The sequence below is a fragment of the Streptomyces sp. NPDC038200 genome (assembly GCF_055600785.1).
In genome coordinates this window covers 893409-908467 of the sequence record NZ_JBVJYH010000001.1, presented here as the reverse complement: position 1 = coordinate 908467, position 15059 = coordinate 893409, and the positions used below count along the sequence as shown (strand labels likewise).

Below are 15059 nucleotides of genomic sequence, written 5' to 3'. Positions count from 1 at the left end.
GCGCCCCGTCGGGACGGATCTCGCGCCGGAGTTGAAAGGGACCTCATGTTGGATCACGTCATCAAGGGCGCGACGGTCGTCGACGGCACCGGCGCCCCCGCCCGTACCGCCGACGTCGGCATCCGCGACGGCCGTATCGCCGCCATCGGCGAGATCGGCGAGGCGGCCCGCACCACCGAGGACGCCACCGGTCTCGTCCTCGCCCCCGGCTTCGTCGACCCCCACACCCACTACGACGCCCAGCTCTTCTGGGACCCGTACGCCACGCCGTCGCTCAACCACGGCGTGACCACCGTCGTCGGCGGCAACTGCGGGTTCACCCTCGCGCCCCTGCACCCCGCCCGTCCCGAGGACGCCGACTACACCCGGCGGATGATGTCCAAGGTGGAGGGCATGTCCCTGGTGGCGCTGGAGCGAGGGGCGCCGTGGAGCTGGCATTCCTTCGGGGAGTACCTGGACGCCCTGGAGGGGCGGATCGCGGTGAACGCCGGGTTCATGGTGGGGCACTGTGCGCTGCGGCGGTACGTGATGGGTCCGGAGGCCGTCGGCGGGCAGCCCACGGACGCCCAGCTCGGGGCCATGCTCCGGCTGCTGCACGAGGCCATGGAGGCCGGTGCCTGGGGGCTGTCCACCACCCAGTCCGCTACGCACTCGGACGGGGACGGGCAGCCGGTCGCCTCCCGGCACGCGCGGCCGGAGGAACTGGTGGCGCTGGCACGGGCCGTCGGGGAGCACGAGGGCACGCAGATCGAGGCGATCGTCGCCGGCTGCCTCGACCAGTTCAGCGATGCCGAGATCGAGCTGCTGGTCGAGCTGAGCGCCGTCGCCGGGCGGCCCCTGAACTGGAACGTGCTCACCGTCGACGCGGCCGTCCCGGAGCGTGTGCCCCGCCAGCTCGGCGCGAGCGAGCGGGCCCGGAAGGCGGGCGGCCGGGTGGTGGCCCTGACCATGCCGATCCTCACCCCGATGAACATGTCCCTGGGCACGTTCTGCGCCCTCAACCTCATACCCGGGTGGGGGCCGGTCCTGGGGCTGCCGGTGCCCGAGCGCATCGCCCGGCTCCGCGACCCGGACGTCCGGGCGGAGCTGCTGCGGCGGGCCCGGTCGAAGGAGGCCGGGGTGTTCCGGCGGCTCGCGGACTTCGGGCGGTACGTCATCGGCGACACTTACAGCGAGGCCAACCGGGGGCTGACCGGCCGGGTGGTGCGGGACATCGCCGCGGAGCGCGGACAGGACCCGTTCGCCTGCCTGGTGGAGATCTGCGCCGAGGACGGGCTGCGTACGGTCCTGTGGCCCATGCCGAGCGACAACGACCCGGACTCCTGGGCGCTGCGCGCCGAGACCTGGCAGCACGAGGACGTCCTGCTCGGCGGCTCGGACGCGGGCGCCCACCTGGACCGGATGTGCGGGGCGCCGTACACCACCCGGTTCCTCGGGGACTGTCTGCGCGGCCGGAAGCTGGTCGGTCTGGAGCAGGCGGTGAAGATGCTGACCGACGACCCGGCGCGGCTCTTCGGGCTGCGCGGGCGGGGGCGGGTGCGGGAGGGCTGGCACGCCGACCTGGTGCTGTTCGACCCGGAGCGGATCGACGCCGGCCGGGCCCGGCTGGTGCACGACCTGCCGGGCGGCAGCCCCCGGCTGGACTCCCGGGCGCTCGGGGTGCGGGCCGTGTGGGTCAACGGGGTGGCGGCGATCCGGGACGACGTGGTGACCGGGGCCGTACCGGGCCGGGTGCTGCGGTCCGGGCGGGACACACGGACGGTGAGCACCCGGTGAGCGGGGAGCAGCCGCTGTTCGTCGGCGGGGAGTGGGTGACGCCGGAGGGCGGGTACTACCCGGTGACCGACCCGGCCACCGAGGAGACGGTGGGCCGGGCGCCGGAGGCCACGCCGGAGCAGGCGCGGGCCGCCTGTGCCGCGGCCCGGGAGGCGTTCGGGGCGTGGTCGCGGACCCGGCCGGAGGAGCGGGCGGCGATCCTGGGGCGGGCGGCGGAGATCGTCCGGGACCGGCTGGTGCCGTACGCCGATCTGGCCCGGGCCGAGACGGGGGCGACCACCGGGACCGCCCGCGCGATGCAGGTCGGGGTGGCCGCCGCCCGCTTCCGGCGGTACGCGCGCGTGGAGCCGGCCGAGTGGGCCCTCGTCCCGCAGGTCAACGAGGCCGGGCCGTTGGGGCAGGCCGGTGTGCTGGGGGCGCTCGCGGTGCGCCAGCCCGTGGGGGTCGTCACCTGCGTCACCTCGTACAACAACCCCTGGGCGAACCCCGCGGGGAAGATCGCCCCCGCGCTGGCGATGGGCAACACGGTGGTGGTGAAGCCCGCCCCGCAGGACCCGCTGTCCGTGTACCGGATGGCCGAGGCGCTGGCGGCGGCCGGGGTGCCGCCCGGCGTGGTGAACGTCGTCTCCGGGCGGGACGTCGCCGTGGGCGAGGCCGTGGTGGCGTCCGACGACGTCGACATGGTGAGCTTCACCGGCTCCACGGCCGTCGGGCGGCGCATCGCCGAGGTGTGCGGGCGGGACATGAAACGGCAGCTGATGGAGCTGGGCGGGAAGGGCGCCGCGCTCGTCTTCGACGACGCCGACCTGGCCTCCGCCGTCGCCGGCATCGGCACCACCTTCTCCTTCTACAGCGGGCAGATCTGCACGGCACCGACCCGGGTGCTGGCCCAGCGAGGGGTGTACGAGCGGCTGGTCGAGCGGCTCGCCGGCTACGCGGGCCGGTTGAAGGTGGGCGACCCCCGGGAGCCGGACACGGTGGTCGGGCCGCTGATCTCCGCCGAGCACCGGGCGCGCGTGGAGTCGTACGTCGACCTCGGACGCAAGGAGGGCGCGGTCGTCGTGGCCGGCGGCGAACGGCCCGCCCGGGAGAAGGGGTTCTACGTCGCGCCCACCCTGCTCGCCGACTGCACGAACGACATGCGGGTGGCACGCGAGGAGATCTTCGGGCCGGTGGTCGTGGTGATCCCGTTCGACGACGAGGACGAGGGGGTGGCTCTCGCCGACGACTCCGACTACGGGCTCGTCGACTACGTCTGGTCCGGTGACGTGGCCCGGGCGTTCCGGGTGGCGCGGCGGCTGCGGGCCGGGGGCGTGGGCATCAACACGGTCGGCCGCAACATGGAGGCCCCGTTCGGCGGCTTCAGGAAGAGCGGGGTCGGCCGCGACGTGGGCGTGTACGCCCTGCACGCGTACAGCGAGGTGCAGTCCCTCGTGTGGCCGGGCTGAACCGTCACCCGGGCGCACGGCCGACGCGGCGCTCAGTCCACCAGGTCCACCCGCACCGTCAGCAGGTCCGTGCCGAACGCCCGTACCGCCGCGCTGTTGAAGCGGGGCAGGGTGCGCAGCCGGGCCACCGCGTCGTCGTCGGGCAGGAGATGGGCGGTGCCGTGGTGCCAGCGGCCGGCGATCCGGACCCGGACCACGGGGTCGGCCTGGATGTTGCGCACGTACTGCGACTTCAGGCCGAACTCGGAGACCAGCCAGAAGGAGTCCGCGACCCGGCGCCCGCCCACCGGGGTGCGCCGGGGCAGGCCCGAGGTGCGGCCGGTGGTCTCCAGCAGGGTCTGGAACGGCAGGCGCCGGTTGAGGGGGTTGGCGACGTACCGCTGGAAGCGGGTCACGAGGCGGTGTTTGCGGTCTGCGCGGACTGACATGGCTCCGGCTCTCCTGCTCCTCCCGGATCCGGGCGGGCGCCCGGCGGGGACGGTGTGACGCCCCGTGCGGGGCGCCGGCTGGACGTGGTCGCCCCGATCATCGCGCAGCGCCGGTCCGCGCGTCGCCGGCCCGTCCGAGGAAGACCGGGTTGGTGAACGCGGCCATCGCCCCCGGCAGCGGGCCCAGCGCCGTCTCGTGCCGCAACTCGGCCCGTACGTAGGCCGCGCGGGCCGGTGTCGTCCGCCACTCCACCGCGCCCGTGCCGGACACCGGCAGCGGTCCGCCGGTGAACAGCACGCCCTGGTCGGTGACGAGCCGGACCGAGCAGCGGGGCGCGCCGGACACCTCCAGCCGGACGGTCACCGGGGTGTCCGCCGCCACCGCCAGCCGTTCGCCGATCCCGGCCCGTTCGCCTCCCTCGGCGGTCGCGGTGAAGGCGAGCGCGACATGCCGTGACTCGGCCACGTACGACCGGCCCGCCCGCAGTCCCTCCAGGATCGCCTCCCGGGTCAGCTCGTCGGCGAGGACGACCGTCTGGGGCATGCCGACCACGTCCGGGTCGCGGTGGGCGTCGCTGTCGCCCATCGCCGGCAGCCAGGCCCGTCCGCCGCGCGCCGACGCCACCAGCCGCGCGTCCCAGGCGGCCAGGGTCATCTCGTCGTCGGGTGTCCAGGGCCCGTTCCACACCTCCACGGCGTCCGCCTCGGCGAACCCGAACCGCCAGCCGCAGCCCACGCAGTCGGCGTGCGGATGGGCCGGCACGACCAGGCCGCCGGCCCGGCGGATCGCCCGCGCGAAGTGCGCCCAGCGGCCGTCCCGGGCCCGGTAGCGCCAGTCGACGAAGGTGCCGGGGTCGGTGCCGAGCGCCAGGACGTGCCCGTTCCTGGTGGTGACCTCCTCGCCCAGCAGGACCAGCAGGTCGTCGCCGGCCGCGTCGGCCCAGTGGGGGTGCGCGGCGTTCGTGTTGTGGTCGGAGCTGTTGAGGAAGTCCAGGCCGGCCGCGCGGGCCAGGTCCGCGATCTCGGCGGGGGTGCGGCGGCCGTCGGAGTGCCAGGAGTGCAGATGGCAGTCGCCCCGGTACCAGTCCCGGCCGCGCCCCCGGGCCCGCGGCGGCGGATACCGGGGCGGCGGGGTCTCGCGGGGCTCCCCTCGCGCCGACGTGACCGTCACCTCGTACGGCAGTCCCTGGGGCGCGACGGTGTAGGGGCCGAGGACGATGTACCAGGTGCCGGGGTGCAGGGGGCCGGGCAGATAGCCCGGGGTCGCCTCGTCCGCCCGCACGAAGAACTCCGTACGAGCGCCCCCCGACCAGCCCCGGAAACCCCGGCCGCCCAGCTCGGTCCCGCGTGCGTCGAAGAGCCCGATGTCGAGGGCGTTGCCGGGGGTGCCGGGCGGGACGGAGGGTTTGCCGTAGGTGTACGAGACCTTCAACTCGGTTGTTCCCCGGGGGACTTCGAAGGGAAGGTAGACGTAGTCCGGGGAACCCGGAGCGAGAGTGCCGCGCAAGGTCGTCACTCGTCCAAGGTAGGCGCACCGAGGGGCGCGGGACAGTGCCCCGGCGCGGACCGCCGACACCGACCGGTCGGTATGGACAGCGGAGCCGGTACCCGGTACAGATAGCCCATGCGTATCGCCGTCACGATCTTCCTCACGGACGAGACCGTCACCCCCGTCCGCCTCGCCCGCGAACTCGAACAGCGTGGCTTCGCCGGTCTCTACCTCCCCGAACACACCCACATCCCGGTGGAGCGAACGAGCCCGTACCCCGCCGGCGGCGACCTGCCGCGCGAGTACGGCCGGACCCTCGACCCCTTCGTCGCCCTCGGCCAGGCCGCCGCCGTCACCGAGCGGCTCGGTCTCGGCACCGGCATCACCCTGGTCGCCCAGCACGACCCGATCGACCTCGCCAAGCAGGCCGCCACGCTGGACCACCTGTCCGGCGGTCGCTTCACCCTCGGCCTCGGCTACGGCTGGAACGTGGAGGAGGCCGCCGACCACGGCGTCTCCTGGCGCACCCGCCGCGACCTGGTCCGGGACCGGATGCGGCTGATGCAGGCGCTGTGGTCCGAGAAGCCGACCGCGTACGACGGCGAGTTCGGCAGCGTACGGGCCAGCCTCGCCCACCCCAAGCCCGTGCAGGAGCCGCGCGGCCCGGTCGTGGGCCCCCGCACGCTCGTCGGCGGAGCCGCCGGCCCCAAGCTGTTCGCGCACATCGCCGAATACGCCGACGGCTGGCTGCCGATCGGCGGGCGCGGGCTCACCGAGTCGCTGCCGGTGCTGCGCTCGGTGTGGGCGGACGCGGGCCGCGACCCGGCCGCCCTCCACATCGTCCCGTACGCCGTCCAGCCCACCCCCGGGAAGCTCGCCCACTACGCCGACCTCGGCATCGAGGAGGTCGTGGTGCAACTGCCGCCCGCCGGCGAGACCGAGGTGCTGCGGGCGCTGGACGGGTACGGGAGCCTCCTCCGGGCGGACGGCGCCTGACGAAGAGGCGCGCAGGCGCGTCCCGTCCACCCCCCTGACCTCGCTGAACCGGCGGAGCCCAACCGTATGCTCGACAGATGACGACTTCCGCGACCTCCGGAACCGGCCCCACCGGAACCGGCCCGACCGAGAACTCCCTGCGTCGCGCCCTCAAACGCGCCCGGGACGGCGTCGCCCTCGACGCCGCCGAGGCGGCGGTGCTCCTGCAGGCACGCGGCGAGCACCTGACCGATCTCGCCGCCTCCGCCGCCCGGGTGCGGGACGCGGGCCTGGAGGCGGCGGGCAGGCCCGGCGTCATCACGTACTCGAAGAGCGTCTTCATCCCCCTCACCCGGCTCTGCCGGGACAAATGCCACTACTGCACGTTCGTCACCGTGCCGGGCAAGCTCCGCCGCGCCGGGCACGGGATGTTCATGTCGCCCGACGAGGTGCTGGACATCGCCCGCAAGGGCGCCGCCCTCGGCTGCAAGGAAGCCCTGATCACCCTCGGCGACAAGCCGGAGGACCGCTGGCCGGAGGCGCGCGAGTGGCTCGACGCGCACGGCTACGACGACACCATCGCCTATGTCCGCGCCGTCTCCATCCGCATCCTGGAGGAGACGGGCCTGCTGCCCCATCTGAACCCGGGCGTCATGACGTGGACGGACTTCCAGCGGCTGAAGCCGGTGGCGCCGTCCATGGGCATGATGCTGGAGACGACCGCGACCCGGCTGTGGTCCGAGCCCGGCGGCCCGCACCACGGCTCCCCGGACAAGGAACCCGCCGTCCGGCTGCGTGTCCTGGAGGACGCCGGCCGGTCCTCCGTGCCGTTCACCTCCGGCCTGCTCATCGGCATCGGCGAGACGTACGAGGAGCGCGCGGATTCGCTGTTCGCGCTCCGCCGGGTCGCCCGTGCCTACCACGGCATCCAGGAACTGATCATCCAGAACTTCCGCGCCAAGCCGGACACGGCGATGCGCGGCATGCCGGACGCCGAACTGGACGAGCTGGTCGCCACGGTGGCCGTCGCCCGGCACATCATGGGCCCGAGCGCCTGCCTCCAGGCACCCCCGAACCTCGTCGACGCCGAGTACGAGCGGCTGATCGGCGCCGGCATCGACGACTGGGGCGGCGTGTCGCCCCTGACCATCGACCACGTCAACCCCGAACGCCCCTGGCCGCAGATCGAGGAACTCACCGAGCGCTCCCGGGCCGCCGGCTTCGAGCTGCGCGAACGGCTCTGCGTCTACCCGGAGTTCGTGCGCCGCGGCGAGCCCTGGCTGGACCCGCGGCTGCGCCCGCACGTGGCCGCCCTCGCCGACCCCGGGACGGGCCTGGCCCTGCCGGACGCGACGGTCCAGGGCCGGCCCTGGCAGGAGCCGGAGGAGGTCTTCACCGCCACCGGCCGCACGGACCTGCACACCGCCATCGACACCGAGGGCCGCGGCGCCGACCGGCGCGCCGACTTCGACGAGGTGTACGGCGACTGGGAGGCCCTGCGCGAGGCGGCGGCCCCCGGCATGGCCCCGGAGCGCATCGACGCGGACGTACGGCAGGCCCTGCGCACGGCGGCCGACGACCCGGAGAAGCTGACCGACGCCGAGGCGCTGGCCCTCCTGCACGCCGACGGTCCGGCGCTGGACGCGCTGTGCCGGGTGGCCGACGACGTCCGCAGGTCCGCGGTCGGCGACGAGGTCACCTACATCGTCACCCGCAACATCAACTTCACCAACGTCTGCTACACCGGCTGCCGCTTCTGCGCCTTCGCCCAGCGCCGCACGGACGCGGACGCGTACACGCTCTCGCTGGAGCAGGTGGCGGACCGCGCCCAGCAGGCGTGGGACGTGGGCGCGGTCGAGGTGTGCATGCAGGGCGGCATCCACCCGGACCTGCCGGGCACCGCGTACTTCGACATCGCGAAGGCGGTGAAGGAGCGCGTCCCGGGCATGCACGTGCACGCCTTCTCCCCGATGGAGGTGGTGAACGGCGCGACCCGCACCGGCCTGTCCGTCCGCGAGTGGCTGACCGCGGCGAAGGAGGCCGGCCTGGACTCCGTCCCCGGCACGGCGGCGGAGATCCTGGACGACGAGGTCCGCTGGGTGCTGACCAAGGGCAAGCTGCCCGCGGCCACCTGGATCGAGGTGATCAGGACCGCGCACGAGCTGGGCATCCGGTCGTCCTCCACGATGATGTACGGCCACGTGGACCAGCCCCGCCACTGGCTCGGCCATCTGCGCACGCTGGCCGGGATCCAGCGGGAGACCGGCGGCTTCACCGAGTTCGTGACGCTGCCGTTCATCCACACGAACGCTCCGGTGTACCTGGCCGGCATCGCGCGCCCCGGCCCGACCCTGCGGGACAACCGGGCGGTGACGGCGATGGCCCGTCTCCTGCTGCACCCCTGGATCCCCAACATTCAGACAAGCTGGGTCAAACTGGGCACCGAGGGGGCGGCGGAGATGCTCCGTTCCGGCGCGAACGACCTCGGCGGGACGCTGATGGAGGAGACGATCTCCCGCATGGCGGGCTCCTCCTACGGCTCGTACAAGTCGATCCGCGACCTGATCGCGGTGGCGGAGGCGGCCGGCCGCCCCGCGAAGCCGCGCACCACGCTCTACGGCGAGGTCTCCGAGGAGCGGCAGCGGGCGGCCGAGGCGTCCGACGGGCACCTGCCGGATCTGCTGCCGGTCCTGGACTGAGTACGATGATCCGACCCCCGATCCTGGACGGGGCCCCGTAGCGGAGGAGATGCGTCCCGTGGCTGCCCTACTGCCCTCGTGGGCCTGGGTCACCGGTCTCACGGCGGGGGCGACCGCGGTCGTCGTCGCCCTCGCCGTACAGGCGGACCACGGGCCGCATCCCACGGCCGCCGTGACCACACCCGGCTCGTCGGCGTCGGCGTCGGCCCGTCCCCACGCCTCCCTGACGCCGAGGACGCCGGAGGCGCCCGCCCTGCCGGACGCGTCCGGCGAGGGCCGCCGGATCGTCTACTCGCTCGGCGAGAAGCGGGTCTGGATGGTCGACGCGACCGGCAGGGCGAGCCGCACCTTCACGGTGTGGCCGGGCACGGTGAGCCCGCAGCCCGGCCGCTACTCGATCACCCTGCGCACCCAGTCCCTCAAGGGCTCGGACGGCGTCGAGGTCGAGCACATCATGTACTTCACCAAGGTGGAGGGTGTGTCCATAGCCTTCTCCAACGCCCTCGACGGCGCCTCGCCGCCGCCCGCGAACGGCCAGAAGCGGGGCGGTATCCGCCTCCACAAGGAGGACGGCGCCGCGCTGTGGTCCTTCGGCGACCAGGGCACCAAGGTGGCCGTCGTCAAGTAGCCGGTCCGGCCGTCCCGTTCCGCGGCGCGCCCGGGGACGGGGAGCCGGGGGCGGGGCTCGGGCCCGCCGTCGGCAGGTCCCCCTCCGGGCGGTGCATACCGGCGAAGTTCGTGGTGTCGGTCACCCGCACCGTCTCCACCTCGGCCCCCGCGAGGTCCGCCGCACTCAGATTCGCCCCGCCCAGGTCGGCCCCCGTGAGGTCCGCCTCCCGCAGGTCGGCCTTGTAGAGGTAGGCGTCGGCGAGGTCGGCGCCGGTCAGGTCGGCCCCCCTCAACGAGACACCCCGCAGGTCGGCGCCGGACAGGTCCGTGTCCGCCAGGCTGCCGTGGGGCAGAACCGCTCCGGCGAGCTTCGCCCCGCTCAGGTCGGCCCCCTTGAGATCGACATCGGCCAGCCGGACGCCGCGGAGATCGATGGCCCGCTCACCGTCGTGCGCGGGGTCACGCTGGCCGAGCACGGAGAGCGCCGCCTGGATGTCGGGTGCCTTCTCGGCCGAGGACGGCTTCTTGCCCGCGCGCGTGCGGATGTACTGGGACAGGTCGTAGATCACCTTCGGCTGCTGCCGCGGCGAGTCCTCCATGATGCCCTGCAAGGAGAAGATCGCGCCTCGGCGGATGTTGGCGGAGGCGTCGTCCAGCCGCTCGATCGCCTTGTCGTACCGGTCCGCGATCTGGCCCTGCTCCGAGATGGTCAGTTCCTGCGACACCTGCCGCACGGACACCCAGGTGAAGACCAGGGTGGCGACCGCCGCGAGCCCGGGCAGCATCGTCGCCACCAGCCCCGCCCAGTGTGCCCAGGTGTCCGTCCCGGCGGGGGGACCGGACTCCGGCCCCGGCGCGGCGGCGGTGCCGTTGCCGTTGCGCTCCGGTGCCCGGTCACGGTGTCCCGGGCGGCGGGCGCCCAGCGGGGCCCGGGGGCGCTGCCCGGCCGGCTGCCCGGTCCGCGCCCGGCGCCGCGCGATCCGCCGGAGCTGTGCGCCGCGGGCCCCCGCTCGTGGTGTGCCACGGGTCATGCGGCCTCGGCCCGCCCGGCCTCCCGGCCCTGCTCGCCCGCTTCGCCCCGTCCGCCCTGCCCGCGCTGTACGCCCTGTCCGGAGGGCAGCTGGTTGACGATCAGAGCGACGCCGCTGAGCAGGAACACCCGGGTCGCCGCGTCCAGACCGTTCCAGTTCTTCGACTGCCACATCGCGAACCACTCACCGCCGATCGCGATGAACCCGGCGCCGAAGAGCAGCGACAGCATCAGCAGGCCGTAGGTGGAGAACCGCCGCGCGCGGTCGTGGTCCCGCCGCGCCCACAGCCAGGTCCCCCAGACCAGTACGAGCGCCGCCGCCGTCTCCCACGCGATGATCAGGACGTAGGCGGTGTCCTGCAGCGCGGTACTGGTGACCGCCCGCCACATCAGGTCGTCGTCCTTGAACGTCGTGTCCATCGCCAGCACATGCCGTACGAACTGCTGGTTGGTCCCGAAGTCGGTGATGTTCCCGAGGGCGACCAGGGCGATGTAGAGGGCGAGTATGCCGGTGAGCACACCGGCGGCCAGGCTGAGGCCGGTGTGGCGTGTGGGGGTGGTGGTCATGGCTGGATTCTCCCCCGCCGAACACCGGCTTGGCTCGCGATCATTGAGCCAGAGTTACCCCAAGTGCCGGGCGAACCCGAGAAATTCCGTCCAGGTGGCACCGCCGACGGCGAGCTGGGCACGCTCGGGATTCTTGGAGTCGCGGATGTGGATGACGGCGGGGGTTATGGCCACTTCGACGCAGTCGGGACCCTCGTTGCTGCTGTAGCGGCTCTTGAACCAGTCCAGCGCGATCTCTACGCAGTCGGAATCGTCGTTGCCGCTGTGGCTGCTCTTGAACCACCGGAGTGTGGAGGTCACGTCTCTTCTCCCAACACTTTCTCGATGAAGGCCCGGGACTCGCGAGGCGAGAGTGCCTGCGTTCGGATCATTCCATCCGTTCCGCAGCTTCAGAACCCGGAACTGCCCACCCATGCCCGCGTGGTCCTCCCGGTCTGTCGGCATCACCTGGATCTCGACATGCCGCAACATGCTGATCGTCAGGAGGTGTTCAAGCTGCCGCCGTAACACCTCACCGCCCCCGATGGGGCGCCGTAGCGTCGCCTCTTCCTGCACGAAGGTGAGCAGGGGGCGGGGGACGCGCTCGAACACCGCCTTGCGGGCCATGCGAGCGGCCACATGACTATCGATCTCCTCCTCCGTGTAGGCGGGCCTGCGAATGGCATAGAGAGCCTGGGCGTATTCCGGGGTCTGGAGGAGTCCCTGGATGTGCAGAGCGGCGTAGGCGCCCATTTCCACCGACTCGTCTTCCAGCTTCTTGAGGTCTCGGACCTGCTTCGGGTACCGAGCCCTCTCCACGTCCTCCTTCATCGCGGACAACTTCCCTCCGGCGCCCAGCACTTCGTCGGCCGCCTCCAGGAACTCGGGCTGCGGGACCCGTACTGCCCGTTCCACGGCCGAGACCAGATCCTCGCTGTACCCGATCCGCGCCCCCAACTCGCCTTGCTTCAGCCCGGCGGACTCCCGCCACAGCTTGATCTGCCGCCCGACCGCCCTGAGTACGGCCTCGGCCTCCTCGTCCTTCATGTTCACCCTCCGTGTCGGGGTCGTCACGAAGGAGCGTAGAGGCGGCCGACCGTGCCGGTGACGTCAGCGGGAAAGCCGGCGGCCGACCGGATCCCGCCTGCCCGCGACCCGGCGAACAGCCCTGTTGATCAGCGCACTTGGCGGTATGGGCCGTACCGGAACGCGGTGGGCCACGACCCGGTGGCTCGCGACCCCAAAGACCAAAGAACCGGGGAAAGAACCGAACCCACCCCCGCCGCCCCCGCTGCTCACTCGCCGGAGTGAATATGCCGGGCGAAACTGGCGCGGCGGGGGAGCTGTCGGGCAGTGTCGGCGACGACCACCCCAGACATGCATCGGCCCCCGCCGGGACTGCCATCCCAGTGCGAGGGCCTGATCACCGAGGAAGGCAACAACTTCCCGATGACTGACAAGAAGCGTAACGCCCCCACGCGGCCCAGGACCCGGCTTTCCTCCGGTGTCACCCACGTGAATGAGCCCCATCTCGACAACTTCACCGTTGTCGGCAACGACTTGGCCCAGCACTCCGAGCTGTCCCTCGTGGCCATCGGCCTGGCGCTGCACATCCAGTCGCTGCCGGAGGGGGCGCCGATCGGCATCAAGGCGCTGGCGGCGAAGTTCCCCGAGGGCGAGATCCGGATCGCCGCGGCCCTGCGTGAGCTGGAGGAACACGGATACCTCTCACGCCCCAGGGAGCGTCTTCAATCGGGACAAGTGACGACCCGGACGATCTCGTACAACAAGCCGAGGCGCGCGCCGGCCGCGGCAGCACCCTCAGCCCCAGCCCCAGCCCCAGCCCCGGCTCTGGAACCGGCCCCGGCCGCTCCGGTGCCGGAGCCGGACCGTGCTCCTCGACCGGAGGTTCCCGCATCACTCCGAGGGGCCGCAGATCTGCTCGCCGGGTTACGCACCCATGACTCCCGGCTGCTCCTCACCGAACGGGACGTGTACCGGCTGGCCCCGGCCGTCACCGAATGGCTGGAACGGGGTGTGCCGCCCACCGCCGTGGTCCGCACCCTGACGACCGGCCTGCCCCAGGACCCGATCAAGCACCCGGCCGCCTTTCTGGCCCACCGTCTGTCCGCCCGGCTGCCCCCGCCGCTGCCCGCCCCGCCCCCGGGCCCCGCCCCGGCCCGCCCGCCGCTCGCCCCGCCACCCCTCCAGACCTGCGACGGCTGCGACCGCGCCTTCCGCGCTCCCCGACCCGGGCGATGCCGTGACTGCCGTACGGCCTCGGCGGCAGCATGAGCCTCGACGCCGGCCCGACGCCGAGCGGCACGTCCCCGTCATGCCGCCGATTCCACCGGTACCGTACGAGGACCGAGCCACTCGCATCGGAGGTCACCGTGAGCGCCCAGACCGACGGCCCGTACGGACCGCTGATCCCCATGCCCGAGCTGACGCCGGATGCCCTGCGGGCAGCGGTGGCGCGTATCGCTCCGAGTCGTGTCCCCGCTCTCACACAGCACCTCTTCGAGGCCACGACCAACGCCCAGCAGACGCAGAGCCTCGCGCCGTTGCGCGCCTTCGTGCACTCATGGGCCGTCTTCGTGGCCGTCGAGCGATACCCGGAACGGGCAGCCCGGCTGCGGGAACTGGAGAGGATCGTGGATTCGGGGGAGCAGGATCCCACCGCGGCCATCGTGGAGATCCGCGCGATCCGTGAGGCAGCCGAGGCGGAGGCCGGGTTGTGACCGACTGGGCTTGGGACTACAACCCGAGTGCTGAGTATGTCGCGGGAGGGCTGCCGCCGGGAGTGGTGGCGGAGGTGGAGCGCCTCGCGGCCGAACTGGCTTCCCTCGGCCACGACTGCGTCAAGGTGGGACGCCCGTTCGACCGGGAAGGCGGACTCCGCGAGTTCGACATCCTCGGCGGCCGCGGTTTCATCAGCTTTCTCGCCGTACCGCGCCATGAGTGCGTCTACGTCTGCAACGTCACCTGGTACAGCTGACCTCGACCTGTCCTCCGGTCTCAGTGTCCCGCCGCTTCCCCCGTCACCACCGGCCGGACCTTCGTCAGCATCAGGTCCAGGAACTGGTCCGGCTCCCGGAACGAGGCGAAGTGGGAGGCGCCGCGGATGAGGGCGAAGTCCTTCACCGGGGCGGTGACCTCCTCGTAGAAGCGGCGCGCCGGTTCCGGCGGGGTGAGGACGTCGCTGTCGCCCTGGAAGAGGAAGAAGGGGAGACGGAAGGCGGTGCCCTCGGCCCGCTCGTCGACGGTCGTCGCCTGCGGGCCCAACTGTTCGGAGAAGGTCATGCCCTTCAGGTACGTCCGCAGGTCGCGCAGGGTGTGCAGGGGGGAGAACCACAGGGAGCGGATGACGACCGTCTTCATGGTGTCGTAGGTCAGCGGGTCGGTCGTGGTCGCCGTCTTCGCGAACTGCGACCACTCCTGTGCCGTCCAGGCGGTCCGGTCCGAGCCCAGGGCCGCCGTCCTCGCCAGCTCCTTCTTCCGGCCGGCCGCCGCCAGCCGCGCCAGCAGGGCTTCGTAGACCGACGTGTCCCGGCCGCCGTCGACGATGTTCTGGTCGGTGCCGACGTACGCCGAGTACAGCTCGGGGTGGTTGCGGGCGAGGCGGAGGCCGGTGACCGTGCCGAAGCTGTTGGCGACCAGCAGCACCTCGGCGACACCGAGGCGGGCACGGACGTGGGCCGTCACCTCCAGGGCGTCCGCGTAGAGCCGGTCGAGGGTCATCTCACCCTGTCCCTCGGGGCCGCCCGCCGCGAAGGTCCGGCCGGCGCCGCGCATGTCCCAGCGGACGATCGTGAAGTGCCGCTCCCAGGCGCGGGTGCGCGGGGCGAAGACGAGGTTGGAGGCGCCGGGGCCGCCGTGGATCTCCAGGATCACCGGGTTCGCCAGGTCCTCGCCGCGGATCGAGATCCACTGGTCGATGCCGCCGATGCGGACGTACGAGGCGGTGTCGATGCCGTGCGGGGTGGTGATGCGCAGCTTCCGGGTGTGGGAGCGGCGCTTGAGGGCGCGGTAGATGAAGAGCATGGTGTTCCCCCTAAA

At 72.7% G+C, this 15059-nt stretch carries 12 protein-coding genes and 3 pseudogenes; 8 read left to right on the top strand and 7 right to left on the bottom strand.

Annotated elements, in window-relative coordinates; all coding sequences use genetic code 11:
* Positions 1–33: 33 nt before the first annotated feature.
* Together ACZ7KF_RS03810 and ACZ7KF_RS03805 are read left to right on the top strand one after the other, a co-directional pair.
* Positions 34–1776 (top strand): annotated as a pseudogene (locus ACZ7KF_RS03810) (N-acyl-D-amino-acid deacylase family protein); the annotation flags it as partial.
* Positions 1773–3224, top strand: coding sequence for an aldehyde dehydrogenase family protein (locus ACZ7KF_RS03805; protein WP_471069121.1), 1452 nt, complete (start codon positions 1773–1775; stop codon positions 3222–3224). The pseudogene ACZ7KF_RS03810 and the gene ACZ7KF_RS03805, both read left to right, overlap by 4 nt.
* Before the next feature lie 32 nt (positions 3225–3256).
* On the opposite strand, the gene ACZ7KF_RS03800 is transcribed toward ACZ7KF_RS03805, so the two are convergent.
* Positions 3257–3652, bottom strand: a complete 396-nt coding sequence (locus ACZ7KF_RS03800) for a nitroreductase/quinone reductase family protein (protein WP_471069119.1) — start codon at positions 3650–3652, stop codon at positions 3257–3259.
* 97 nt (positions 3653–3749) lie between these two features.
* On the bottom strand, positions 3750–5168 hold the full coding sequence (locus ACZ7KF_RS03795; protein WP_471069117.1) for a CehA/McbA family metallohydrolase: 1419 nt from the start codon (positions 5166–5168) through the stop codon (positions 3750–3752).
* 108 nt (positions 5169–5276) lie between these two features.
* On the opposite strand from ACZ7KF_RS03795, the gene ACZ7KF_RS03790 reads away from it, so the two are divergent.
* The 3 genes from ACZ7KF_RS03790 (at position 5277) to ACZ7KF_RS03780 (ending at position 9443) form a co-directional block, all read left to right on the top strand.
* The gene (locus tag ACZ7KF_RS03790; protein WP_471069115.1) at positions 5277–6137 is read left to right on the top strand and encodes an LLM class F420-dependent oxidoreductase; all 861 of its coding nucleotides are present in this window, start codon (positions 5277–5279) and stop codon (positions 6135–6137) included.
* A 77-nt stretch (positions 6138–6214) separates the two neighbouring features.
* The gene (locus ACZ7KF_RS03785; protein WP_471069113.1) at positions 6215–8815 is read left to right on the top strand and encodes a bifunctional FO biosynthesis protein CofGH; all 2601 of its coding nucleotides are present in this window, start codon (positions 6215–6217) and stop codon (positions 8813–8815) included.
* A 58-nt stretch (positions 8816–8873) separates the two neighbouring features.
* Entirely contained in the window at positions 8874–9443 is a 570-nt protein-coding gene (locus ACZ7KF_RS03780) for a hypothetical protein (protein ID WP_471069111.1), read from the top strand.
* On the opposite strand, the gene ACZ7KF_RS03775 is transcribed toward ACZ7KF_RS03780, so the two are convergent.
* From ACZ7KF_RS03775 to ACZ7KF_RS03760, 4 genes and pseudogenes are all read right to left on the bottom strand, one after another.
* Positions 9436–10455: a pentapeptide repeat-containing protein gene (locus ACZ7KF_RS03775; protein ID WP_471069109.1), complete on the bottom strand. Its 1020-nt coding sequence runs from the start codon at positions 10453–10455 to the stop codon at positions 9436–9438. The genes ACZ7KF_RS03780 and ACZ7KF_RS03775 overlap by 8 nt on opposite strands.
* Positions 10452–11021 (bottom strand): DUF2165 domain-containing protein, encoded by a 570-nt coding sequence (locus ACZ7KF_RS03770; protein ID WP_471069107.1) that lies wholly within the window; start codon positions 11019–11021, stop codon positions 10452–10454. Before ACZ7KF_RS03770 ends, ACZ7KF_RS03775 begins: the two co-directional genes overlap by 4 nt.
* 54 nt (positions 11022–11075) lie before the next feature.
* Positions 11076–11306 (bottom strand): annotated as a pseudogene (locus ACZ7KF_RS03765) (DUF397 domain-containing protein); the annotation flags it as partial.
* Positions 11307–11317: 11 nt separating this feature from the next.
* Positions 11318–12047: pseudogene (locus ACZ7KF_RS03760) on the bottom strand (helix-turn-helix domain-containing protein).
* Between the two features lie 402 nt (positions 12048–12449).
* Here ACZ7KF_RS03760 and ACZ7KF_RS03755 point away from each other — a divergent pair.
* From ACZ7KF_RS03755 to ACZ7KF_RS03745, 3 genes are all read left to right on the top strand, one after another.
* The gene (locus ACZ7KF_RS03755; protein ID WP_471069105.1) at positions 12450–13295 is read left to right on the top strand and encodes a helix-turn-helix domain-containing protein; all 846 of its coding nucleotides are present in this window, start codon (positions 12450–12452) and stop codon (positions 13293–13295) included.
* A gap of 98 nt (positions 13296–13393) precedes the next feature.
* Complete coding sequence (locus ACZ7KF_RS03750) at positions 13394–13741, top strand: DUF6247 family protein (protein WP_471069103.1); 348 nt, start codon at positions 13394–13396, stop codon at positions 13739–13741.
* A complete protein-coding gene (locus ACZ7KF_RS03745; protein ID WP_471069101.1) occupies positions 13738–13998 on the top strand; it encodes a hypothetical protein in 261 nt (86 codons plus the stop codon). Before ACZ7KF_RS03750 ends, ACZ7KF_RS03745 begins: the two co-directional genes overlap by 4 nt.
* Positions 13999–14018: 20 nt before the next feature.
* Here the strand turns inward: ACZ7KF_RS03745 and ACZ7KF_RS03740 are convergent, their stop codons facing one another.
* Entirely contained in the window at positions 14019–15044 is a 1026-nt protein-coding gene (locus tag ACZ7KF_RS03740; protein ID WP_471069099.1) for an alpha/beta fold hydrolase, read from the bottom strand.
* Between the last annotated feature and the right edge of the window lie 15 nt (positions 15045–15059).

What these genes read in the sequence shown, in the direction of transcription:
- ACZ7KF_RS03755 (WP_471069105.1), top strand. Translation starts at nt 12,450, where the DNA reads ATGACTGACAAGAAGCGTAACGCCCCCACGCGGCCCAGGACCCGGCTT.
- ACZ7KF_RS03775 (WP_471069109.1), bottom strand. Translation starts at nt 10,455, where the DNA reads ATGACCCGTGGCACACCACGAGCGGGGGCCCGCGGCGCACAGCTCCGG.
- ACZ7KF_RS03800 (WP_471069119.1), bottom strand. Translation starts at nt 3,652, where the DNA reads ATGTCAGTCCGCGCAGACCGCAAACACCGCCTCGTGACCCGCTTCCAG.
- ACZ7KF_RS03785 (WP_471069113.1), top strand. Translation starts at nt 6,215, where the DNA reads ATGACGACTTCCGCGACCTCCGGAACCGGCCCCACCGGAACCGGCCCG.
- ACZ7KF_RS03770 (WP_471069107.1), bottom strand. Translation starts at nt 11,021, where the DNA reads ATGACCACCACCCCCACACGCCACACCGGCCTCAGCCTGGCCGCCGGT.
- ACZ7KF_RS03790 (WP_471069115.1), top strand. Translation starts at nt 5,277, where the DNA reads ATGCGTATCGCCGTCACGATCTTCCTCACGGACGAGACCGTCACCCCC.
- ACZ7KF_RS03740 (WP_471069099.1), bottom strand. Translation starts at nt 15,044, where the DNA reads ATGCTCTTCATCTACCGCGCCCTCAAGCGCCGCTCCCACACCCGGAAG.